Below are 23291 nucleotides of genomic sequence, written 5' to 3'. Positions count from 1 at the left end.
GACGTTCAGTGGAGGCGCCGATGCCCGGTAGCCGTACCGGCCGGCCGCCCGTGCAGCGGGCGTCCCGCCGTCCCGCCGCACCCCGCCCCGTGCGGGAGAACCCGGTACAGCGGTTCTACTCCCGCGCGCGCAAGGCGTGGGACCGGCCGCTGACCGCCTACTACCTGATCGTCGGCGGCTGCGTGCTGATCATCGTGCTGGGGCTGGTGATGGTCTACTCGGCCTCCCAGATCACGGCGCTCCAGCTCTCGCTGCCCGGCTCGTACTTCTTCCGCAAGCAGTTCCTCGCCGCGGTCATCGGCGGCGCACTGCTGTTCGCCGCCTCCCGCATGCCGGTGAAGCTGCACCGGGCACTGGCCTACCCGATCCTCGCCGCCGCCGTCTTCCTGATGGTCCTGGTACAGGTGCCCGGGATAGGGATGGCGGTCAACGGCAACCAGAACTGGATCTCCCTCGGCGGCTCCTTCCAGATCCAGCCCAGCGAGTTCGGCAAGCTCGCCCTGGTGCTGTGGGGCGCGGACCTGATCGCCCGCAAGCAGGAGCGGAAACTGCTGAACCAGTGGAAGCACATGCTCGTGCCGCTGGTCCCGGTCGCCTTCCTGCTGCTGGGGCTGATCATGCTCGGCGGCGACATGGGCACCGCGATCATTCTCACAGCGATCCTGTTCGGCCTGCTGTGGCTCGCGGGCGCGCCGACCCGGCTGTTCGCCGGGGTGCTGTCGGTCGCCGCCCTGATCGGTGTGCTGCTGATCAAGACCAGCCCCAACCGGATGGCCCGGCTCGCCTGTATCGGCGCCACGGAGCCCCGGACGGGGGTGGCCGACTGCTGGCAGGCCGTGCACGGCATCTACGCGCTCGCCTCCGGCGGACTCTTCGGCTCCGGGCTCGGCGCGAGTGTGGAAAAATGGGGTCAACTCCCAGAGGCCCACACCGACTTCATCTTCGCCGTCACCGGCGAGGAACTGGGTCTGGCGGGGACGCTGTCGGTGCTCGCCCTGTTCGCGGCTCTAGGCTATGCGGGTATCCGCGTGGCCGGACGCACGGAGGACCCCTTCGTGAGGTATGCCGCGGGAGGTGTGACCACGTGGATCACCGCTCAGGCGGTGATCAACATCGGCGCGGTGCTCGGCCTGCTGCCGATCGCCGGCGTCCCGCTCCCGCTGTTCTCCTACGGAGGGTCCGCCCTGCTGCCGACCATGTTCGCCATCGGGCTGCTGATCGCCTTCGCGCGCGACGAGCCCGCTGCGCGGGCGGCGCTTGCGATGCGGCAACCTCGCTTTGGTAAAAAGCGGGCGGGAGGCTCCGGTGCCGAGCGGGGGCCTCGGAGATGGAACACGATGCGACGGCGTGCCTCGGCGGCGCGTTCGTCCGGAGAGCGGTGAATTTCGGTGCATGTCGTACTCGCCGGTGGGGGGACCGCCGGCCACATCGAGCCCGCGCTCGCCCTCGCGGACGCCCTGCGCAGGCAGGACCCGACCGTGGGGATCACGGCCCTGGGCACGGAGCGCGGCCTGGAGACCCGGCTCGTCCCGGAGCGCGGCTACGAGCTGGCGCTGATCCCGGCGGTGCCGCTGCCCCGCAAGCCCACCCCCGAGCTGATCACCGTCCCGGGCCGGCTGCGCGGCACGATCAAGGCCGCCGAGCAGATCCTGGAGCGCACCAAGGCGGACTGCGTGGCGGGCTTCGGCGGCTATGTCGCCCTGCCCGCCTACCTGGCCGCCAAGCGTCTCGGCGTGCCCATCGTGATCCACGAGGCCAACGCCCGTCCCGGCCTGGCCAACAAGATCGGCTCGCGGTACGCGGCCCGGGTCGCCGTCTCCACCCCGGACAGCAAGCTGCGGGACGCCCGCTACATCGGCATCCCGCTGCGCCGCTCGATCGCCACGCTGGACCGCGCAGCCGCCCGCCCGGAGGCCCGCGCCCGGTTCGGGCTCGACCCGAACCTGCCCACGCTGCTGGTCTCCGGCGGCTCCCAGGGCGCCCGGCGCCTCAACGAGGTGGTCCAGCAGGTCGCCCCGTGGCTCCAGCAGGCCGGGATCCAGATCCTGCACGCGGTCGGTCCGAAGAACGAACTGCCGCAGGTGCACCAGATGCCGGGGATGCCCCCGTATCTGCCGGTAAGTTACCTGGACCGGATGGACCTCGCGTACGCCGCGGCCGACATGATGCTCTGCCGCGCGGGCGCGATGACCGTCGCCGAACTCTCCGCCGTCGGGCTCCCGGCCGCCTACGTCCCGCTGCCCATCGGCAACGGCGAACAGCGGCTCAACGCCCAGCCGGTGGTCAAGGCCGGCGGCGGGCTCCTCGTCGACGACGCGGAACTGACGCCCGAGTGGGTGCAGCAGAACGTGCTGCCCGTGCTCGCCGACCCGCACCGGCTGTACGAGATGTCCCGCGCGGCGAGCGAGTTCGGCCGCCGGGACGCCGACGACCTGCTCGTCGGCATGGTGTACGAGGCGATCGCCTCGCGCCGATAGGACCGTATGACGAAAGGGCAGTAGCGTGGCCGGACCGACGACCGCCGAGCGCGGGGAACGCCAGCAGGAGTCGTCCGGCCCGCCGCTCGCCCGCGCGCTCAGAAACCGGCGACTTCGTACGATCGTCATCCTGGCCGTCCTCGCCGTGCTCCTGGGCGCGGGCGGCACCTGGGTGTTGTACGGCTCCCAGTGGCTGCGTGTCAGGCACGTCTCGGTGTCGGGCACCCTCGTGCTGACCCCCGAAGAGGTGCGACGCGCGGCGGCCGTGCCCGTCGGGGCGCCGATGGCCTCCGTCGACACGGACGCCATCGGGGCCCGGCTGCGCCGGAGACTTCCCCGGATCGACAGCGTCGACGTGGTGCGCTCCTGGCCCCGTGGGATCGGTCTGAAAGTGATCGAGCGCACCCCGGTTCTTCTGGTCCGACAGGGGCAGAAGTTCACCGAAGTCGACGACGAAGGTGTCCGGTTCGCCACGGTCGCGCAGGCCCCGAAAGGCGTCCCGGCACTGGAGCTGTCCGCGTCCCGGAAGGGGCCGGGCGCCGCGAGCCTGCGCCGCTTCGGCACCGGCCGGCTCGTGCGCGCGGCCGTGACCGTCGCCGGAGACCTGCCCCCGGCCGTGGCGCAGACCACCCGGACCGTCCAAGTCCGCTCCTACGACGCCATCTCGCTGGAGTTGGGCGACGGCCGCACGGTGGCATGGGGGAGCGACGAGGAAGGCCGCGCCAAGGCACGAGCCCTCACGGCTCTCATGAAAGCAGCTCCCGGCGCGCGGTACTTCGATGTCAGCGTTCCCACCGCCCCTGCGTCATCGGGGAGTTGACGCACATCAGCGCAGGCCAGCACCCTGGTTGGGCACCGCTACGGCTGATCACATAGGGTGAAAAGAAAAACGGGAGGTTCGGCGTGTTCGTTGAACGGGCGCCACTTGTCGACTTAGTGTCCTGTTCAGAAGACTCCAGGGAACAGACACACTGGTAACCCTAAACTTCAAGGTTAGGGTTCGGGTCGGCGCTACGGACCGTCCCATTCGGCATCTGTCGTCCCGGTGCGGGGCACCGCACGGCGGCGACAACGTAATTCGAGGCGAGAGGCCTTCGACGTGGCAGCACCGCAGAACTACCTCGCAGTCATCAAGGTCATCGGTGTCGGCGGCGGTGGTGTCAATGCCATCAACCGGATGATCGAGGTCGGTCTCAAGGGTGTCGAGTTCATCGCCATCAACACCGACGCACAGGCGCTGTTGATGAGCGACGCCGACGTCAAGCTCGACGTCGGCCGGGAACTCACCCGGGGACTCGGCGCCGGAGCCAACCCGGCCGTCGGCCGCAAGGCCGCCGAGGACCACCGCGAGGAGATCGAGGAGGTCCTCAAGGGGGCCGACATGGTCTTCGTGACGGCCGGTGAAGGCGGCGGCACCGGCACCGGCGGCGCGCCCGTCGTGGCCAACATCGCACGCTCGCTCGGCGCCCTCACCATCGGCGTGGTCACGCGCCCGTTCACCTTCGAGGGACGGCGCCGCGCGAACCAGGCCGAGGACGGCATCGCCGAACTGCGCGAAGAGGTCGACACCCTCATCGTCATCCCCAACGACCGGCTGCTGTCCATCTCGGACCGCCAGGTCTCGGTCCTGGACGCGTTCAAGTCCGCCGACCAGGTCCTGCTCTCCGGTGTCCAGGGCATCACCGACCTCATCACCACCCCCGGCCTGATCAACCTCGACTTCGCCGACGTCAAGTCGGTCATGTCCGAGGCGGGTTCGGCCCTCATGGGGATCGGCTCGGCCCGCGGCGACGACCGCGCGGTGGCCGCGGCCGAGATGGCGATCTCCTCGCCGCTGCTGGAGGCGTCCATCGACGGCGCCCGGGGCGTGCTGCTCTCCATCTCCGGCGGTTCCGACCTCGGTCTGTTCGAGATCAACGAGGCCGCCCAGCTGGTCAGCGAGGCCGCCCACCCCGAGGCCAACATCATCTTCGGCGCGGTCATCGACGACGCCCTCGGCGACGAGGTCCGGGTCACCGTGATCGCGGCCGGCTTCGACGGCGGCCAGCCGCCGGCCCGCCGGGACAACGTCCTCAGCTCGGCCTCCGGCCCGGCCGCCGGCCGTCGCGAGGAGCCCGCTCCGGCCCGCCCGAGCGAGCCCAGCCGCCCGTCCTTCGGCTCGCTCGGCAGCGTCAAGCCGAAGGAGGAGCCGGAGCCGGCGCCCGAGCCGGTGCCCGACATCCCGGTCACCCCGCCGGTGACGCCGGCGCCCCGGACCTACTCGGACAGCGCGGCCGAGGAGCTGGACGTGCCGGACTTCCTCAAGTGATAGGACAGCGCGAGAGCGTCAGCGGCGCGCACTTCGCCTTCACCGACCGGTGGGGCGGGGTGAGCGCCGCTCCGTATGAGGAGCTGAACCTCGGCGGGGCGGTCGGCGACGACCCCGACGCCGTACGCACCAACCGGGAACTGGCCGCCAAGACGCTGGGCCTGGACCCGGCGCGGGTGGTCTGGATGAACCAGGTGCACGGCAGTGACGTCGCCGAGGTGGACGGGCCGTGGACCACGCGGGTCGTCCCCGAGGTCGACGGGCTGGTGACCGCGACCCGCGATCTGGCCCTGGCCGTCCTGACCGCCGACTGCGTGCCGGTGCTGCTGGCCGACCCGGTCGCCGGTGTGGTCGCCGCGGCCCACGCCGGGCGGCCCGGCATGGTTCAGGGGATCGTGCCCGCCGCGGTCGACGCCATGAAGTCGCTCGGCGCCGACCCCGCCCGCATCGTCGCCCGCACCGGGCCGGCCGTGTGCGGCCGGTGCTACGAGGTGCCGGAGACGATGCGCGCCGAGGTGGCCGCCGTCGAGCCGGCGGCGCACGCCGAGACGAGCTGGGGCACGCCGGCGGTCGACGTGAGCGCCGGGGTGCACGCCCAGCTGGACCGGCTCGGGGTGTGCGACCGGGCGCAGTCGCCGGTGTGCACGCTGGAGTCCGACGACCACTTCTCGTACCGCCGCGACCGCGCCACCGGGCGCCTCGCGGGCTATGTCTGGCTGGACTGATGGGGCATGACGGACCGTAAGACCGAACTCGCCGCGAACCTGGCGAAAGTGGAGGAGCGCATCACGGCCGCATGCGCGGCCGCCGGACGCGAGCGGGACGAGGTGACCCTGATCGTGGTCACCAAGACCTACCCGGCGAGCGATGTGCGGATCCTGTCGGACCTCGGGGTGCGCCATGTCGCCGAGAACCGCGACCAGGACGCGGCCCCGAAGGCGGCCGCCTGCGCGGACCTGCCCCTGACGTGGCACTTCGTCGGTCAGTTGCAGACCAACAAAGTGCGTTCCGTGGTCGGTTATGTCGACGTCGTGCAGTCCGTCGACCGGTCGCGGCTCGTCGCCGCCCTGTCGAAGGAGGCCGTACGGGCGGAGCGCGAGCTGGGCTGCCTGGTCCAGGTCGCGCTGGACGCGGGGGCGAGCGGCCGGGGCGAGCGCGGTGGCGTGGCCCCCGGCGGGATCGAGGAGTTGGCCGGCCTGATCGCCGGCTCGCCCGGACTGCGGCTCGACGGGCTGATGACGGTCGCCCCGCTCACGGGGGAGTACGCGGGGCGCGAACAGGCCGCGTTCGAGCGCCTCATGGATTTGTCGACTGACCTGCGCCGAGCCCATCCTGCTGCAACCATGGTGTCCGCAGGGATGAGTGCGGACCTCGAACAGGCCGTGGCCGCCGGGGCGACACATGTGCGCGTCGGCACTGCGGTACTCGGAGTCCGCCCCAGGCTCGGGTAACGTCGCCAGGAAGTCGGACCACAGCAGAAAATATGGTCAATGCCCGTGAAATTGGGCACAAAGACCACGTGGATCGCGGGCACTTGGCAGTCGTCAGTCGATCCACCACAGAGCGGAGGACTCAGAGCATGGCCGGCGCGATGCGCAAGATGGCGGTCTACCTCGGCCTCGTGGAGGACGATGGGTACGACGGCCGCGGATTCGACCCCGACGACGATTTCGAGCCCGAGCTGGACCCGGAGCCCGAGCGGGACCACCGGCGGCACGAAGCGCCACACCAGTCGCACAGCGCACACCAGTCCCAAAGGGACGAAGAGGTGCGAATCGTGCAACCGCCCGCGCCGCGCGAGCCGGTGGCGCGTGCGACTTCGCTCGCCGCGGAATCCGGACGCCCGGCGCGTATCGCGCCCGTGGCGTCCATCACACAAGAACGCCAGTCCCTGGAGAAGAACGCGCCGGTGATCATGCCCAAGGTCGTGTCGGAACGAGAGCCGTACCGGATCACCACACTTCACCCCCGGACCTACAACGAGGCCCGTACCATCGGGGAACACTTCCGTGAAGGCACCCCGGTGATCATGAATCTGACTGAGATGGATGACACAGACGCCAAGCGACTTGTCGACTTTGCGGCCGGTTTGGTGTTTGGTCTTCACGGCAGCATCGAGCGGGTGACGCAGAAGGTGTTCCTGTTGTCTCCTGCTAACGTCGATGTCACGGCGGAGGACAAGGCCCGCATCGCAGAGGGCGGGTTCTTCAACCAGAGCTGAGACGCACGACCGAACCGAAGTACGGAAAAGCACGGGAACAGGGGAGAGGGAACCACAGGCCATGAGCGTGTTCGCGCAGGTGATCTACATCGCGCTGATGGTGTTCCTCGTCGTGCTCATCTTCCGGCTGGTCATGGACTACGTCTTCCAGTTCGCCCGCTCGTGGCAACCCGGCAAGGCGATGGTGGTCGTACTGGAGGCCACCTACACTGTCACCGATCCACCGTTGAAGCTTCTGCGGCGGTTCATCCCGCCGCTGCGTCTCGGGGGCGTGGCGCTCGACCTGTCCTTCTTCGTACTGATGATCATCGTCTACATTCTCATCTCCATTGCGCAGAACTTCGTGAGATGAGGATGGACGATCCGGTCTTGCCGACTGCCGATGACTACGTTGAGGTGAAGAGATGCCGTTGACCCCCGAGGACGTGCGGAACAAGCAGTTCACGACCGTCCGCCTCCGAGAAGGCTATGACGAGGACGAGGTCGATGCCTTCCTCGACGAGGTCGAAGCCGAACTGACCCGTCTGCTCCGTGAGAACGAGGACCTGCGCGCCAAGCTGGCCGCGGCGACGCGTGCTGCTGCGCAGAACCAGCAGAACATGCGCAAGCCTCCGGAGCAGGACCAGCAGCAGCACCCCCAGCAGCAGCAGGGTATGCGAGGTCCCGGCCAGCCGGTGCCCGCCGGGATATCGGGCCCGCCGCAGCAGCAGATGGGCGGCCCCATGGGTGGCCCGCCCCAGCTGCCGAGCGGTGCCCCGCAGCTGCCCGCCGGTCCCGGCGGCCAGGGTGGTCCGCAGGGTCCCGGCCCGATGGGCCAGGGTCCGATGGGCCAGGGCCCCATGGGCGGACAGCCGCCCATGCAGCAGCAGATGGGTGGCCCGATGGGCGGCCCCATGGGCGGTCCGATGGGCGGCCCCGGTCAGGGCCCCGGTGGCGACAGCGCCGCCCGTGTCCTCTCGCTGGCCCAGCAGACCGCCGACCAGGCGATCGCCGAGGCCCGCTCCGAGGCCAACAAGATCGTCGGCGAGGCCCGCAGCCGCGCCGAGGGTCTGGAGCGTGACGCCCGTGCCAAGGCCGACGCCCTGGAGCGGGACGCGCAGGAGAAGCACCGTGTCGCCATGGGCTCCCTGGAGTCCGCGCGCGCCACGCTGGAGCGCAAGGTCGAGGACCTGCGCGGCTTCGAGCGCGAGTACCGCACGCGCCTGAAGTCGTACCTGGAGTCGCAGCTGCGTCAGCTGGAGACCCAGGCGGACGACTCGCTGGCCCCGCCGCGTACCCCGGCCACCGCGTCGCTGCCGCCGTCCCCGGCGCCTTCCATGGCTCCGGCCGGCGCGAGCGCCCCGTCCTACGGCGGCAACCAGTCGATGGGCGGCCCGTCCGCTCCGTCCGCCCCGTCCTACGGCGGCCAGCAGCAGATGACCCCGGCCATGACCCAGCCGATGGCTCCGGTCCGGCCCCAGGGTCCGTCCCCGATGGGTCAGGCTCCCTCGCCGATGCGCGGGTTCCTGATCGACGAGGACGACAACTGAGCACCGCTCAGGGTGAGTAGTACGCCATAGGCGTCGGCAGCGTTCAGGGCGCGGCCCCGGGTTCCGATCCGGGGCCGCGCCCTTTTTACGCGGGTTGCGCGGCTGAGCACCGAGCGCGCGAAGCCCCCTCCCCGCGGCTTCGGCCCTTGCCGGCCCGAGCGGTCTTGCCCCGCTTCGACCTGACAGGCTCCGGCCCGTTCCGGCCCGGGTCTTGCCCCGCTTCGACCTGACAGGCTCCGGCCCGTTCCGGCCCGGGTCTTGCCCCGCCCCGACCTGGCAGGCTCCGGCCCGCCTTGGTGTGACCGGCTCGGTTCGCTTGTCCTGGCCGGCTCAGGATCAGCCCGGGGCGCCCCACACCGGCTGCGGTCCCCTCCGCTCCGGCCCGGGATATGGGGCGGGCCGGTGGGGATCGGCCCGGGGAGCCTGGCGGGCGCGCCGGGGCGCGTAGCGCGGAAGGTCGTCGCGCCTCGATGGCATCCAGGAGGACGCCGGTTCGCATCCGGCCCGCCCCGGTGCGTCCAGGCAAGGGGGCCACGACGCCGAAGGCCCGGCCCCCCGCATGTGCGGGGGGCCGGGCCTTCGGCGGTCTCGGCTCTACGCCTTGCGCAGGCGGAACGCGAGCGACAGCCCCTCGTCGGTGAAGGTCTCGCCGAACGTGTCGTCCGCTTCGCCCTGGCCGAAGTCGGTCGCGAGGACCTCGTCGGCGATCAGGCCGGCGTGCCCGCTGAGCGCCGCGGCCACCGCCGGGTCCGTGGAGGTCCAGCGCAGGGCGATCCGGTCGGCGACGTCCAGGCCGCTGTTCTTGCGGGCCTCCTGGATCAGCCGGATCGCGTCCCGGGCCAGGCCCGCCCGGCGCAGCTCCTCGGTGATCTCCAGATCCAGCGCCACCGTGGCACCGGAGTCGGAGGCCACCGACCAGCCCTCGCGCGGGGTCTCCGTGATGATCACCTCGTCCGGGGCGAGGGTGACCGTCTCACCGTCGACCTCCACGGACGCCGTGCCCTCGCGCAGGGCGAGGGAGAGGGCGGCGGCGTCGGCGCCCGCGACGGCCTTCGCCACGTCCTGGACGCGCTTGCCGAACCGCTTGCCCAGCGCCCGGAAGTTGGCCTTGGCGGTGGTGTCCACCAGGCTGCCGCCGACCTCGCTGAGCGAGGCCAGTGCCTCGACGTTCAGCTCCTCGGTGATCTGGGTGTGCAGTTCCCGGTCCAGGGCGTCGAACCCGGCGGCCGCGATCAGCGCGCGGGACAGCGGCTGGCGCGTCTTGACGCCCGACTCCGCGCGCGTGGCGCGGCCCAGCTCCACCAGGCGCCGGACGAGGACCATCTGCTTCGACAGCTCCGGGTCGATCGCCGACAGGTCCGCCTCCGGCCAGGTGGCCAGGTGCACGGAGTCCGGCGCGCCCGGGGTGACCGGGACGACCAGGTCCTGCCACACCCGCTCGGTGATGAACGGGGTGATCGGCGCCATCAGCTTGGTGACCGTCTCCAGCACCTCGTGCAGCGTGCGCAGCGCGGCCTTGTCGCCCTGCCAGAAGCGGCGGCGCGAGCGGCGGACGTACCAGTTGGACAGGTCGTCGACGAACGCGGACAGCAGCTTGCCGGCGCGCTGGGTGTCGTACGCCTCCATCGCCTGCGTCACCTGGTCGGTCAGCGCGTGCAGTTCGGACAGCAGCCAGCGGTCCAGCAGCGGGCGGTCGGCCGGGGCCGGGTCGGCAGCGGACGGCGCCCAGTCCGACGTACGGGCGTACAGGGCCTGGAAGGCGACCGTGTTCCAGTAGGTGAGCAGCGTCTTGCGGACGACCTCCTGGATGGTGCCGTGACCGACCCGGCGGGCCGCCCAGGGGGAGCCGCCGGCCGCCATGAACCAGCGCACCGCGTCCGCGCCGTGCCGGTCCATCAGCGGGATCGGGTCCAGGGTGTTGCCCAGGTGCTTGGACATCTTGCGGCCGTCCTCGGCGAGGATGTGGCCCAGGCAGACCACGTTCTCGTACGACGACTTGTCGAAGACGAGGGTGCCGACCGCCATGAGGGTGTAGAACCAGCCGCGGGTCTGGTCGATCGCCTCGGAGATGAACTGTGCCGGGTACCGGCTCTCGAACAGCTCCTTGTTCTTGTGCGGGTAGCCCCACTGCGCGAACGGCATCGAGCCCGAGTCGTACCAGGCGTCGATGACCTCCGGCACGCGCGTGGCCGTGCTGCCGCAGCCCTCTTGCGGGCAGGCGAAGGTGACCTCGTCGATGTACGGGCGGTGCGGGTCCAGGTTCGACTGGTCGGTGCCGGTCAGCTCGGTCAGCTCCGCGCGGGAGCCGACGCAGGTGAGGTGGTCCTCCGTGCAGCGCCAGATCGGCAGCGGGGTGCCCCAGTAGCGGTTGCGGGACAGCGCCCAGTCGATGTTGTTGCTCAGCCAGTCGCCGAAGCGGCCGTGCTTGACCGTCTCCGGGAACCAGTTGGTCTTCTCGTTCTCCTGGATGAGGCGGTCCTTGATCGCCGTCGTGCGGATGTACCAGGAGGGCTGCGCGTAGTAGAGGAGCGCGGTGTGGCAGCGCCAGCAGTGGGGGTAGCTGTGTTCGTACGGCAGGTGCTTGAAGAGGAGGCCGCGCTGCGACAGGTCCTCGGTGAGCTTCTCGTCGGCCTTCTTGAAGAAGACGCCGCCGACCAGGGGCACGTCCTCCTCGAACGTGCCGTCCGGGCGGACCGGGTTCACCACCGGCAGGCCGTAGGAGCGGCAGACCTTGAGGTCGTCCTCGCCGAAGGCGGGGGACTGGTGGACCAGACCCGTGCCGTCCTCGGTGGTGACGTAGTCGGCGTTGACCACGTAGTGCGCCGGCTCCGGGAACTCCACGAGGTCGAACGGACGCTGATAGGTCCAGCGCTCCATCTCGGCGCCGGTGAAGGTCTGGCCCGTGGTCTCCCAGCCCTCGCCGAGCGCCTTGGCGACGAGCGGCTCGGCGACGACGAGCTTCTCCTCGCCGTCGGTGGCGACGACGTAGGTGACCTCCGGGTGCGCGGCGACCGCCGTGTTGGACACCAGGGTCCAGGGGGTCGTCGTCCACACCAGGAGCGCGGCCTCGCCGGCGAGGGGACCGGAGGTGAGCGGGAAGCGGACGTACACGGACGGGTCGACGACCGTCTCGTAGCCCTGCGCCAGCTCGTGGTCGGACAGGCCGGTGCCGCAGCGGGGGCACCACGGGGCGACGCGGTGGTCCTGGACCAGCAGGTCCTTGCCGAAGATCTCCTTCAGCGACCACCAGACCGACTCCACGTACTCGGGGTCCATGGTCCGGTAGGCGTCGTCCAGGTCGACCCAGTAGCCCATGCGGGTCGTCAGGTCGGCGAAGGCGTCGGTGTGCCGGGTCACGGACTCGCGGCACTTGGCGTTGAACTCGGCGATGCCGTACGCCTCGATGTCCTGCTTGCCGGAGAAGCCCAGCTCCTTCTCGACGGCCAGCTCGACGGGCAGGCCGTGGCAGTCCCAGCCGGCCTTGCGGGCCACGTGGTAGCCGCGCATGGTGCGGAAGCGGGGGAAGACGTCCTTGAAGACGCGGGCCTCGATGTGATGGGCGCCGGGCATGCCGTTCGCGGTGGGCGGGCCCTCGTAGAACACCCACTCCGGGCGGCCCTCGGACTGCTCCAGGCTCTTGGCGAAGATCTTCTGGTCGCGCCAGAAGTCGAGCACGGCGTGCTCAAGAGCGGGCAGGTCGACCTGTGCGGGCACCTGGCGGTACGTCGGCGCTGTCATCTGCGAGCATCCTCCAACGGACTTGCTGCCTTCCGTCGGAGGGACGAGAGCCTTCGTTCCTGTCTACGCCGTGTGCGGCGCGCTCCCGCGGTACCACCCTCCTTGGCCCCCCGCCGCGCCGTACGCGCCGGTGAGCCCCCTCATTGGGGTCGCGATACCGGTTCTACTCCCCGCAGCACTCGGGCTGCGGCTTTCTTCCGGCGGCTCCGGGGTGATCTTCACGTCGCGCTCGCCCCCGGGCTCACACCGTCCCCGGGTCGCTCTGGGCTGCGTACGCCGCTACTCGTCCCCATCCACGCTTCTCGCTGCGCCCAGTGTACGGCGCGGCGCGGACAGCGGCGGACCGGTTTTCCGCGGGGCACGGACGGATGCCGTCCGAGGGGGGAGCGTGACCCGAATGGCGAGGGGTGCCGGCGCTCGGGTCCGGGCCGGCCGGGACCGGCGGATTACCCGCCGGGGAGCTGGGCACAACGGATGCAGGCCCGTGGCTCGGGGGGTGCGGGCGGGCGAATCGGGCGGTGTGCCCCGTTGCCGCGGGACTCAAGTCGATTTATCGTCCCAGCACGATTCGCGAGCAAGATCACAATATGTGAAGGGGCCGCGGCCATGGTGGCGAAGAAGACCGCCGTACAGCAGCCCGCGACCGGGAAGACCGGCGCGGGACCTGCCACCGGGAAGACGGCCGCGGGCAGCACGGCCGCCAGGAAGACGGCCGCGGGCAGGACGGCCGCCACGAAGACGGCCACGGGCAGGACGGCCGCCACGAAGACGGCCGCGGGCAGCACGGCCGCCACGGAGACGGCCGCCACGAAGGCGGCGACGGGCAGGACGGCCGCAACGAAGACTGCCGCCACGAGGGCGAACGCCGAGAACGCGGCCGTCACGGAGAAGGTCGCGAAGAAGACTGTCGCCAAGAAGGCGGTCGGGAAGAAGACGGCAGCGAAGAAGGCGGTCGCCAAGAAGGCGGTCGCCAAGAAGGCGGTCGCCAAGAAGGCGGTTGCCAAGAAGGTCACTACCGAGAAAGGCACTGGTCACAAGGTCGCGGAGCGGGACGCGGCCGGGAAGAGCACGGCCAAGAAAGCGGGCGCGGCGCATGCCGCGGAGCAGACGGGAGCCACGACGGTGGTTGCGAAGAAGACTCCTGGCACGGCCACGACGGAACAGACCGCCGTTCCCAAGGCGCGGATCGCCGCGGCGGAGCCCGGCGAGCTGGCGGTGCGCCCCGGCGAGGACCCCTGGACCGAGGAGGAGGTCGCCGAGGCCCGCGCGGAGCTGCAGTCGGAGATGGAGCGGCTGCGGGAGGAGATCAGCTCGTCCGAGGCGTCCCTGGTCGGCCTGATGCGGGACTCCGGCGACGGCGCGGGCGACGACCAGGCCGACACCGGCACCAAGAACATCACGCGCGAGCACGAACTGGCGCTGGCCGCCAACGCGCGCGAGATGCTCACGCAGACCGAGCGGGCCCTGGAACGGCTGGACGCGGGCACCTACGGCCTGTGCGAGAACTGCGGCAACCCCATCGGCAAGGCCCGCATGCAGGCGTTCCCGAGGGCCACGCTGTGCGTGGAGTGCAAGCAGAAGCAGGAACGCCGCTCCTGAGCGTGGGGCGCCGCCGGACCGTGCCGTAGTCTCGTCCCCAGTCAGGCACCTAGGTTGAGGGACTCACGTGGCAGAGGCGGAGCGCACCATCGGTACGCCGGGCACCCCGGACGGTGACGGCGAGCAGACCGCGGCGGCCGGAGCGCCCCCCGCCGGCACCGGCGCGGCCGGCGCGGGCGAGCGGCAGGCAACGGCGTGGCGGCCCGGCCGCGGGCGCCGGATCGCCGTGCTGTTCGCGGTGGCCGTGTTCGCGTACGCCCTCGACCTGATCAGCAAGCTGCTCGTCGTCTCCCGCCTGGAGGGCCACGCCCCGATCCGGCTCGTCGGGGACCTGCTGGAGCTGCACGCCATCCGCAACCCCGGTGCGGCCTTCGGCTTCGGCGCGGCCTTCACGATCATCTTCACGCTGATCGCCGCCGCCGTGATCGTGGTCATCATCCGGCTGGCCCGCAAGCTGTACAGCTTCCCGTGGGCGGTCGCGCTCGGCCTGCTGCTCGGCGGTGCGCTCGGCAACCTCACCGACCGGATCTTCCGGGCGCCGGGCGTCTTCGAGGGCGAGGTGGTGGACTTCATCGCGCCCAAGGGTTTCGCGGTGTTCAACCTCGCCGACTCGGCGATCGTGTGCGGCGGCATCCTGATCGTGCTGCTGTCCTTCCGCGGCCTGGACCCCGACGGCACCGTCCACAAGGACTGAGCCCGGGCACTTGTCCACAGGCTCGGTCGGGCGCGGTGCGGCCGTCCGGCATACTCGACGGGTGAGCACGATTCCCGAGATCCGAACCCTGCCCGTGCCCGACGGCCTGGAGGGCGAGCGCGTCGACGCCGCCATCTCCCGCATGTTCGGCTTCTCCCGCACGAAGGCCGCGGAGCTGGCCGCGGCCGGCAAGGTCCAGGTCGACGGCGCGGTGGTCGGCAAGTCCGAGCGGGTGAGCGGCGGCGCCTGGCTGGAGGTCGAGATGCCGCAGGCGCCCGCGCCGGTGCAGGTGGTCGCCGAGCCGGTCGAGGGCATGGAGATCGTGCACGACGACGACGACGTGGTCGTGATCGTCAAGCCGGTCGGCGTGGCCGCCCACCCCTCGCCCGGCTGGTCCGGCCCGACCGTCATCGGCGGTCTCGCCGCCGCCGGATACCGGATCTCCACGTCCGGCGCCGCCGAGCGCCAGGGCATCGTGCACCGCCTGGACGTCGGCACCTCGGGCCTGATGGTGGTCGCCAAGTCGGAGCGCGCCTACACGTCGCTCAAACGCCAGTTCAAGGAGCGCACGGTCGACAAGCGCTACCACACGCTGGTCCAGGGCCACCCGGACCCGACGAGCGGCACCATCGACGCCCCGATCGGCCGCCACCCGCACCACGACTACAAATGGGCGGTCACGGCCGACGGCAAGCCGTCGGTGACGCACTACGACCTGATCGAGGCGTTCCGCTCGGCCTCGCTGCTGGACGTGAAGCTGGAGACCGGCCGCACCCACCAGATCCGCGTCCACATGGCCGCCCACCGCCACCCCTGCGTCGGCGACCTCACCTACGGCGCCGACCCGACCATCGCCAAGCGGCTGCGCCTGACCCGCCAGTGGCTGCACGCCGTACGGCTGGGCTTCGAGCACCCCGGCGACGGCCGGTGGGCCGAGTTCGCCAGCGAATACCCCGAGGACCTCCAGCAGGCCCTCGACCAGGTCCGCGAGGACACGTACGCGTGAGCACCGCGTACACCGTCCGGGTCGCCGAGGACCCCGCCGACCGCGAGGCGTGCTTCGCGGTCCGCAAGGAGGTCTTCGTGGTCGAACAGGGCGTCGACGAGGACATCGAGTACGACGCCTACGACGCCGTGGCCGTGCACGTGCTGGCGGTCCGCGAGGACGGCGTGCCGCTGGGCACCGGGCGGCTGCTCTTCGGCGAGGCGGCTGCCGCCAAGACCGGCGGGGACCGCGCGGTCGGTTCGCTGGGGCGGCTCGCCGTGTCCCGGGCGGCCCGCGGGCTCGGCGTCGGCGCCGCCCTGGTCCGCGCCGTCGAGGACGCGGCCCGCGCGCGTGGCCTCGCGTCCGTGGACCTGCACGCGCAGACCCACGCCCTGGGCTTCTACGAGCGCCTCGGCTACGCGGCGTACGGCCCGGAGTTCCCGGACGCCGGCATACCGCACCGGGCGATGCGCCGGGCTCTGTAGCGCGCCCCGCGCGGGTGCCGGGGCTTGACCCCGTCAGTCGCCCCGGCGCACCGGACACCGCAGGTCGCGGGGTGCGAGCGGGTACCCCGGTGGCAGACTTGAGGCCCGCCGTGTGATCGTCAACCCCCGGAGCGCCGTCCGTGGACCAGCTGGCTCTGTTGTTCGTACTGCTGCTCGGGGCCCTGGTGAGCGTCCCGGTGGGCGACCGGCTGGGGGTGCCGGCCCCGGTGCTGATGACCCTGTTCGGCGGGGCCCTGGCGGTGGCCGACTTCGTGCCCGACGTGAACATCCCGCCCGACCTGATCCTGCCGGCGCTGCTGCCGCCGCTGCTCTACGCCGCCGTCCGCCGCACCTCCTGGCGGCAGTTCGCGGCCAACGTCCGCCCGATCTTCCTGCTGGCCGTCGCCCTGGTGTTCGTGACGACGGTGTGCGTGGCGTTCGTCGCCACCGCGATCGTGCCGGGCCTGCCGATCGCCGCCGCCGTCGCCCTCGGCGCCCTGATCGCGCCGCCCGACCCGGTGGCGGCCACCAGCGTCGCCGGACAGCTGGGTCTGCCGCGCCGCCTCGTGTCGATCCTGGAGGGCGAGGGCCTCTTCAACGACGTCACGGCCATCGTGCTCTACCACGTGGCGATCGCCGCCGCCGTGAGCGGGGCCTTCTCGCCCTGGCAGGCCGGTCTGGACCTCGTGCTGTCCGCCGTCGTCGCGGTCGCCGTCGGGCTGGCGCTCGGCTGGGGCGCGAACCGGCTGATGGACCTGCTGGGCGACCCGACCCTGCAGATCGGGATGACGCTGCTGGTGCCGTACGCCTCCTACGTGCTCGCGGAGAAGCTGCACGGTTCCGGTGTGCTCGCGGTGCTCACCACGGCGCTCTTCCTCGCCGAGTACGCCACCGACGCGGACGACGTGATGACCCGGCTCGCCGGACACACCTTCTGGGACATCATCGACACCCTCGTCACCGGCGTCGCCTTCGGGCTCATCGGCCTGGAACTGCACAACGCCATCCGCACGGCCCAGGGGCGATGGGCCGAGATGCTCGGCTGGGCGGCCGCCGTCGTCGGCGTGGTGGTCGTCGTACGGCTGGCGTGGCTGCTGCCGGCGACCTGGCTGACCAAGCGGCTGCACGCGCGCCGGGACTACGACGAGGAGATCCCGGTGAGCTGGCGGGAGACCGTCGTGATGTGGTGGTCCGGGATGCGCGGGGTGGCCTCGGTGGCGCTGGCGCTGGCCGTGCCGCTCAGGACCGCCGACGGCTCCGCGTTCCCCGACCGGGACGAGATCATCTTCATCGCCTTCGGGGTGATCGTCGTCACGCTGGTACTGCAGGGGCTGACGCTGCCCTGGCTGGTGAAGCGGCTCGGGGTACGGGCCGACTCCGAGCGGGAGAAGGAGTTCGAGAAGGAACTGGCGGTGCGGGCCGCGAAGGCGGCGAAGCGCCGGCTGCGGGAGATCGAGCAGGTGGAGGAGCTCCCCGAGGAACTGTCCGAGCAGATGCTGCGGCGCGCCTTCGACATCGGCATCCGGATCAGCCCGGACATGGGGGAGGCGGAGCGGCGCGAGGCCCAGCAGCAGCGGGTCAAGCGGCTGAAACGGGTGCGGCGCATCCAGAACGAGATGCTGAGCGCCGCGCGGCACGAGGTGCTGGCCGCGCGGAGCGAGGCCGGGGCGGACCCCGAGGTCGTGGACCGGGTGCTGCGCCATCTGGACGTGCGCAGCCTGCGCTGAGCGGTGGCCCGGCAGCCGCCCGGCCGGCCGTCCGCGTCCTGCGGTCCCCCGAGTGGTGCGTCCGGCAGCCGTCCGGCCGGCCGTCCACGCCGTGCGGTCCCCGAGTGGCGCGTCCGGCAGCCGTCCGGCCGGCCGTCCACGCCGTGCGGTCATACGAATGTGTCTGCCTGTGGATGACTTCCTGCGCCGTCGGCGGATCGCTCCTACGCTCGGATCATGACTCGCAACATCGTGATCAGTGGAGGCGGCACGGGAATCGGACGCGCGGCGGCGCACGCCTTCGCCGCGGACGGGGACCGGGTGCTGTTGCTGGGACGGCGCGCGGAGGTGCTCCGGAAGGCCGGGGTGGCCGGGGCGCTCACCTACGCCGCGGATCTCACCGAACCCGGTCAGGTCCGCGGTGCCGCCCGGTTCGTCGCCGACGAACTGGGCACGGTGGACGTGCTCGTGCACAGCGCCGGCGGCTCCGGGCCCCCGGGACCGCGGGCCGGGGACGACCCCCTGGACCGGCTCGCCCACCAGTGGAGCGTCACCTTCCGGCAGAACACCCTGAGCGCGGTGCTGCTCACCGAGGCGCTGAAGCACCGGCTCGCCGAGCCCGGCGGCCGGGTGCTCTTCATCAGCTCCATCGCCGCCTACCGAGGCTCGGGTTCGGGCGCCTACGCGGCGGCCAAGGCCGCCCTGCATCCGTACGCCCACGACCTGGCCCGGGAGCTGGGCCCGCACGGCGTCACCGTGAACGTGGTCGCACCCGGATACATCGAGGACACCGACTTCTTCGGCGACACCATGGACGAGGCCCGGCGGGCGAGGCTCGTCGCCGAGACCTCGACCGGCCGGGCCGGCACGCCGGGGGACGTGGCCGAGACCCTGCGCTGGCTGGCCTCGCCCGCCGCCGGACACGTCACCTCACAGGTGATCCAGGTGAACGGGGGTGCCGAACGCGGCCACTGAGCCGCGCCGCCGGTCAGCCCCGGCCGGTGCGCGGGAAGTCGTAGGCCCTGCGCAGGGAGGTGCCGTCGGGGGAGGGGATGTGGTGCGGCGGCAGCACGGACTCCGCCGTGTTGACCCGGGGCAGCGCGTAGGGGTGCTCCGTGGACAGCCAGGTGATCATCTGTTCGCGGACCGTGACCCGGATCGTCCAGATGTCGTCCGCGTCCTTCGCGGTCACCAGGGCACGCACCTGGACGGTGTTCGGGGTGGTGTCCGTCACCTGGAGGCTGTAGGCGCGCCCGTCCCAGGCGGGGCACCCGCGCAGGATGTCCCGCAGCTTCTCGCGCATCGCCTCCAGCGGCGCGCTGTGGTCGAGGTGCCAGTAGACGATGCCGGTCATCTGCGGTGTACCGCGGGACCAGTTCTCGAAGGGCTTGGAGGTGAAGTACGACACCGGCATGGTGATGCGGCGCTCGTCCCAGGTCCGCACCGTCAGGAAGGTCAGGGTGATCTCCTCGACCGTGCCCCACTCGCCGTCCACGACGACGGTGTCGCCCAGCCGGACCATGTCCCCGAAGGCGATCTGGAGGCCGGCGAACATGTTCGCCAGCGTGGACTGGGCCGCGACACCGGCCACGATGCCGAGGACACCGGCGGAGGCCAGCAGGGAGGCGCCGGCCGCGCGCATCGCCGGGAACGTCAGCAGCATCGCCGCCACGGCTACGACACCGACGATCGCCGCCACCACGCGCATGATCAGCGTCACCTGGGTGCGTACCCGCCGGACCCGGGCCGCGTCGTGGTGGGCGCGCGCGTAGCGGGTGTACGTCGTCTCGACCACGGCCGCCGCGATCCGGATCACCAGCCAGGCGGCCGCCCCGATGAGCACCAGGGTCAGGGTGCGGCCGACGCCGGTGCGGTGCTCCTCCAGCAGCTCCGCCTCGTCGTAGGAGCCTCTGAGCAGGGCAGCGCACAGCACCAGCTGGTAGGGCACGCGGCCACGCCGCAGCAGGCCCCACAGCGGGGTCTCGCTGTGGCGCTGGTCGGCCTTGCGCAGCAGCACGTCCGTGGCCCAACCGATGAGAACGGTCAGGAACACGGAGCCGCCGATGACGATCGTGGGGCGGAGTACGGTCTCCATGTCTCGGAACCTAACCGGGTTCGGCAGGGCATGAACATGTGACTTCCGAGCGCGAATGGGTACGGCCGTGCTGCGGCCGCCGCGGGCCCGGCTGGCACCATGGCCTCATGAACATCATGCTCTTTCACTCGACCTACGGGCTCAGGCCCGCGGTGAGCGACGCCGCGGACCGACTGCGCACGGCCGGCCACGAAGTGTGGACGCCGGACCTCTTCGAGGGGCACACGTTCGAAACCGTCGAGGAGGGCATGGAGTTCAAGGAGCGCGTCGGCAAGGAGGAACTGCTCAAGCGGGCCGTGCTGGCGGCGGCGCCGTACTCCGACCGCGGGCTGGTGTACGCCGGGTTCTCGCTCGGCGCCTCCGTCGCCCAGACCCTCGCCCTCGGTGACGCGCAGGCGCGCGGCCTGCTGCTCCTGCACGGCACGTCGGACATCGCGCCGACCGCGCACGTGGACGAGCTGCCGGTGCAGCTGCACGTGGCGGAGCCCGACCCGTTCGAGACGGACGACTGGCTGAGCGCCTGGTACCTGCAGATGGGCCGGGCGGGGGCGGATGTGGAGGTCTACCGGTACGCCGGGGCCGGGCACCTGTACACCGACCCCGGCCTGCCGGACTACGACGCGGAGGCCGCCGAGGCCACCTGGCGGGTGGCGCTCGGCTTCCTCGACAGCCTGTAGCGGCGGTTACACCGGGTCGTAGGTCCGCTCGATCCGCTGCGTGCCGCTGCGGGTCCGGTAGGAGCGCGCCCAGCTGGAGGTGGCGTCGCGGCTGGTGCGGTCGGACAGGACGTAGTAGTCCATCTGCGCCCGGTCGGCGGTGATGTCCAGCACGCCGTAGCCGTGCCGGTCGGTGTCCACCCAGTGGACGTGCCGGTTGGCGGCCTTGATGACCGGGGAGGCGACGGCGGAGACCACGCCCTCGGGCACCTTCACGATGTCGTCCAGGTTGTCGGAGGTCACCGAGGTCACCACGAACTCGGTGGCCGCGGACGCCGACAGCGGGTAGGTGCCCGCGTCCACCGGCACGTCGTTGGCCCACGCCATGTGGATGTCACCGGTCAGGAAGACGGTGTTGCCGATGGCGTTGGAGCGCAGGTGGGCCAGCAGTTCACGGCGGTCGTCGGTGTAGCCGTCCCACTGGTCGGTGTTGGCGGCGATGCCCTCCTGCGGCAGCCCGAGCAGCTTGGCGAGCGGCTTGAACAGGTCGGCGGAGAGGGAGCCGAACGAGAACGGCGAGATCATCACCGAGTTGCCGACCAGCCGCCACCGGGTGTCGGAGGTCTTCAGGCCGGCCTTCAGCCAGTCCAGCTGGGCGCGCCCGGTGAGCGTGCGGTCGGGGTCGTCCACCGAGCCGCTCGCCGTGGCCGCCTGCTGGGAGCGGAAGGAGCGCAGGTCCAGCAGGGACAGGTCGGCGAGTTTGCCGAACCGCAGGCGGCGGTAGGTGGTGCCCGCGATCGCCGGGCGGACCGGCATCCACTCGAAGTACGCCTGCTTGGCGGCGGCCTGACGGGCCGTCCACGTGCCCTCGGCGCCCTCGGTGTGGTTGACCGCGCCGCCGGACCAGGCGTTGTCGGCGAACTCGTGGTCGTCCCAGATCGCGACGACCGGGGCCTTCAGGTGCAGCGCCTGCAGGTCGGGGTCGGTCTTGTACTTGGCGTGCCGGATCCGGTAGTCGGCGAGGGTGAGGATCTCGTTGGCCGGCGCGTGCGGGCGGACCACCGTGCCCCGGGTCCCGTACTCGCCGGACTTGTACTCGTAGATGTAGTCGCCGAGGTGCAGCCAGGCGTCGAGGTCGTTGCGGGCGGCCAGGTGGCGGTAGGCGGAGAAGTAGCCCGCCTCCCAGTTGGCGCAGGAGACCACGCCGAAGCGCAGGGAGGGCACGTCCGCGTCCGCCGCCGGGGCGGTGCGGGTGCGCGCCACCGGGGAGTCGGTGCCGCCTGCGGAGAAGCGGAACCAGTAGTCCGTGGCCGGGGCCAGGCCGCGGATGTCGGCCTTGACGGTGTGGTCGGAGGCCGCCCTCGCGGTGGTGGAACCCTTGGAGACGACGTCGGTGAACGCCTTGTCGCGGGCTACGACCCAGCTGACCTCGGTGTCCGGGCCGACACCCGAACCGGGTATCGACTCGGGGGTCGGGGTCACCCGGGTCCACAGCAGGACGCCGTCGGGCAGCGGGTCGCCGGAGGCGACTCCGTGCAGGAAGGCGGGGGTGTCCGTGGCGGCGCGGGCCGGCAGCGCGGCGGCCAGCGGCCCGGCCAGGACAGCGGTCGCCGCCGCGGCCTTGACGACCGTACGGCGGCGGGGGGAGGAGGAGTCGAGGCCGCGTGAGGCATCGGCTGATCTGTATCGACTGGTCACGGACGATCAGGTTACTGATCGGTACCCGCGGGGGCGGGCGAACCCGCAAAAGTTCGCCCGCCGTTCGACGTGTCGTCGGTTCAGCCCTTGAGGGCCTTGTCCAGCGCGGTGTCGAACTCCTCCGCGGACATGGGGGCGTTCTTGCCGTCGCTGCCGGTGACCTTCTTGCCGTCCATGACGAGGGTCGGGGTCCCCTGGAAGTCGTACTTCTTGCCGTCCGAGTTGAACTTGTCGTTCATCACCAGGGCCCACTTGTCGAAGGTCCCGTTCTTCACGTCCTTCTGGAACGCCGCGTTGCCCTTCAGGGCGCTCACGGTGTCCGCCACCTTGATCAGGTAGGCGTCGTCCTTGAACTTGTCGTCCTGCTCGTTCGGGTGCCACTTCGTCGAGTACAGGGCGCTCTTGTACTGGAGGAACGCCTCGGGGCTGACGTTCAGGGCCGCGCCCAGCGCGCTGAGGGCGTTCTTGGACCCCACGCCGGGGATGTTGTTGTCGATGAACGTGGCACCGACGAACTGGATCTTGAACTTGCCGGCGTCGAAGTCCTTCTTCACCGCCGGGCCGACCGACTGCTCGAACTGGGCGCAGACCGGGCAGCGCGGGTCCTCGTACATCGCGAGGGTCTTCTTGGCGGTGCTCTTGCCGAGCACCACGGTCGTGCCGTCCGCGCCCGTGGTGTTGGCCGGCTTGACCAGCTTCTGGTCCTTGACGGCCTCCCAGCCGCTGGGCTTGTTGGCCTGCACGACGGCGTAGCCGATGCCGCCCGCCGCCGCCAGCACGGCCACCACCGAGGCGGCCACGATGACCTGGCGCCTGGCCTTGTCGCGCTTCGCCTGCCGCTCGCGCTCCTGGCGCAGCCGCTCTCGGGCCGCCGTCTTCGCCGACTGGCTGTTCCGCTTGCTCATAGTGGTGATCTCCATATGGGACGCGCACATGCCGTACGCGGGATACGTGTGGGGGACTGCTGGTGCTCGGGTACCGCCGACCGCGATGAGGCGGGTTGCCGCTCAGGCGAGGGCGGTGGCGGGGGAGCACGGCGGTCCGCGCCGTCCCAGGGAGTGCACGAGGAGCCGGTCGCGGGCGGCGGCGGCGCGCGGGGC

The 23291-nt window shown here is 71.4% G+C and carries 20 protein-coding genes and 1 tRNA gene; 17 read left to right on the top strand and 4 right to left on the bottom strand.

Going from position 1 to position 23291, the window contains the following annotated elements; genetic code table 11:
- Positions 1–20: 20 nt before the first annotated feature.
- From ftsW to GT045_RS28375, 10 genes are all read left to right on the top strand, one after another.
- Positions 21–1382 (top strand): putative lipid II flippase FtsW, encoded by a 1362-nt coding sequence (gene ftsW, locus GT045_RS28420; protein WP_161297994.1) that lies wholly within the window; start codon positions 21–23, stop codon positions 1380–1382.
- Positions 1383–1388: 6 nt separating this feature from the next.
- Positions 1389–2477 (top strand): undecaprenyldiphospho-muramoylpentapeptide beta-N-acetylglucosaminyltransferase, encoded by a 1089-nt coding sequence (murG, locus tag GT045_RS28415; protein ID WP_161297995.1) that lies wholly within the window; start codon positions 1389–1391, stop codon positions 2475–2477.
- Positions 2478–2502: 25 nt separating this feature from the next.
- The gene (locus GT045_RS28410; protein ID WP_161297996.1) at positions 2503–3297 is read left to right on the top strand and encodes an FtsQ-type POTRA domain-containing protein; all 795 of its coding nucleotides are present in this window, start codon (positions 2503–2505) and stop codon (positions 3295–3297) included.
- Positions 3298–3576: 279 nt separating this feature from the next.
- Complete coding sequence (ftsZ, locus tag GT045_RS28405; RefSeq protein ID WP_161297997.1) at positions 3577–4785, top strand: cell division protein FtsZ; 1209 nt, start codon at positions 3577–3579, stop codon at positions 4783–4785.
- Positions 4782–5510 carry a peptidoglycan editing factor PgeF gene (gene pgeF / locus GT045_RS28400; protein WP_161297998.1) on the top strand — a complete coding sequence of 243 codons (729 nt, stop codon included), beginning with the start codon at positions 4782–4784 and terminating at the stop codon, positions 5508–5510. The genes ftsZ and pgeF overlap by 4 nt, the downstream gene beginning before the upstream one ends.
- 6 nt (positions 5511–5516) lie before the next feature.
- Entirely contained in the window at positions 5517–6236 is a 720-nt protein-coding gene (locus tag GT045_RS28395; RefSeq protein WP_161335936.1) for a YggS family pyridoxal phosphate-dependent enzyme, read from the top strand.
- A gap of 128 nt (positions 6237–6364) precedes the next feature.
- On the top strand, positions 6365–7006 hold the full coding sequence (sepF, locus tag GT045_RS28390) for a cell division protein SepF (RefSeq protein WP_161298000.1): 642 nt from the start codon (positions 6365–6367) through the stop codon (positions 7004–7006).
- A 61-nt stretch (positions 7007–7067) separates the two neighbouring features.
- Positions 7068–7358 (top strand): YggT family protein, encoded by a 291-nt coding sequence (locus GT045_RS28385; RefSeq protein WP_161298001.1) that lies wholly within the window; start codon positions 7068–7070, stop codon positions 7356–7358.
- Positions 7359–7410: 52 nt separating this feature from the next.
- The gene (locus tag GT045_RS28380; protein ID WP_161298002.1) at positions 7411–8535 is read left to right on the top strand and encodes a DivIVA domain-containing protein; all 1125 of its coding nucleotides are present in this window, start codon (positions 7411–7413) and stop codon (positions 8533–8535) included.
- 437 nt (positions 8536–8972) lie between these two features.
- Positions 8973–9047 (top strand) — tRNA-Ala (locus GT045_RS28375).
- 82 nt (positions 9048–9129) lie between these two features.
- On the opposite strand, the gene ileS is transcribed toward GT045_RS28375, so the two are convergent.
- Positions 9130–12273 carry an isoleucine--tRNA ligase gene (gene ileS, locus GT045_RS28370; protein WP_161335935.1) on the bottom strand — a complete coding sequence of 1048 codons (3144 nt, stop codon included), beginning with the start codon at positions 12271–12273 and terminating at the stop codon, positions 9130–9132.
- A gap of 606 nt (positions 12274–12879) precedes the next feature.
- On the opposite strand from ileS, the gene GT045_RS28365 reads away from it, so the two are divergent.
- From GT045_RS28365 to GT045_RS28340, 6 genes are all read left to right on the top strand, one after another.
- Positions 12880–13872: a TraR/DksA family transcriptional regulator gene (locus GT045_RS28365; RefSeq protein ID WP_202529102.1), complete on the top strand. Its 993-nt coding sequence runs from the start codon at positions 12880–12882 to the stop codon at positions 13870–13872.
- A 67-nt stretch (positions 13873–13939) separates the two neighbouring features.
- On the top strand, positions 13940–14566 hold the full coding sequence (gene lspA / locus GT045_RS28360) for a signal peptidase II (RefSeq protein ID WP_161298005.1): 627 nt from the start codon (positions 13940–13942) through the stop codon (positions 14564–14566).
- A 61-nt stretch (positions 14567–14627) separates the two neighbouring features.
- Positions 14628–15572: an RluA family pseudouridine synthase gene (locus GT045_RS28355; RefSeq protein ID WP_161298006.1), complete on the top strand. Its 945-nt coding sequence runs from the start codon at positions 14628–14630 to the stop codon at positions 15570–15572.
- The gene (locus tag GT045_RS28350) at positions 15569–16036 is read left to right on the top strand and encodes a GNAT family N-acetyltransferase (RefSeq protein ID WP_161335933.1); all 468 of its coding nucleotides are present in this window, start codon (positions 15569–15571) and stop codon (positions 16034–16036) included. Before GT045_RS28355 ends, GT045_RS28350 begins: the two co-directional genes overlap by 4 nt.
- 140 nt (positions 16037–16176) lie before the next feature.
- The gene (locus GT045_RS28345) at positions 16177–17763 is read left to right on the top strand and encodes a Na+/H+ antiporter (RefSeq protein ID WP_161335932.1); all 1587 of its coding nucleotides are present in this window, start codon (positions 16177–16179) and stop codon (positions 17761–17763) included.
- Positions 17764–17979: 216 nt separating this feature from the next.
- Positions 17980–18717 carry an SDR family oxidoreductase gene (locus GT045_RS28340; RefSeq protein WP_161335931.1) on the top strand — a complete coding sequence of 246 codons (738 nt, stop codon included), beginning with the start codon at positions 17980–17982 and terminating at the stop codon, positions 18715–18717.
- A 13-nt stretch (positions 18718–18730) separates the two neighbouring features.
- Here the strand turns inward: GT045_RS28340 and GT045_RS28335 are convergent, their stop codons facing one another.
- Positions 18731–19837: a mechanosensitive ion channel domain-containing protein gene (locus tag GT045_RS28335; protein WP_161297635.1), complete on the bottom strand. Its 1107-nt coding sequence runs from the start codon at positions 19835–19837 to the stop codon at positions 18731–18733.
- A gap of 107 nt (positions 19838–19944) precedes the next feature.
- Between GT045_RS28335 and GT045_RS28330 the strand changes: the two genes are divergently transcribed.
- A complete protein-coding gene (locus tag GT045_RS28330) occupies positions 19945–20514 on the top strand; it encodes a dienelactone hydrolase family protein (RefSeq protein WP_161297636.1) in 570 nt (189 codons plus the stop codon).
- A 6-nt stretch (positions 20515–20520) separates the two neighbouring features.
- Here the strand turns inward: GT045_RS28330 and GT045_RS28325 are convergent, their stop codons facing one another.
- Positions 20521–22191, bottom strand: coding sequence for an alkaline phosphatase D family protein (locus tag GT045_RS28325; protein ID WP_161297637.1), 1671 nt, complete (start codon positions 22189–22191; stop codon positions 20521–20523).
- Between the two features lie 80 nt (positions 22192–22271).
- The gene (locus GT045_RS28320; RefSeq protein WP_161297638.1) at positions 22272–23096 is read right to left on the bottom strand and encodes a thioredoxin domain-containing protein; all 825 of its coding nucleotides are present in this window, start codon (positions 23094–23096) and stop codon (positions 22272–22274) included.
- Between the last annotated feature and the right edge of the window lie 195 nt (positions 23097–23291).

Source organism: Streptomyces sp. SID486, assembly GCF_009865385.1.
Classification (GTDB): Bacteria; Actinomycetota; Actinomycetes; order Streptomycetales; family Streptomycetaceae; genus Streptomyces.
The sequence above is the reverse complement of the archived record's forward strand: the minus strand, read 5'-3'. Positions and strand labels throughout refer to the sequence as shown.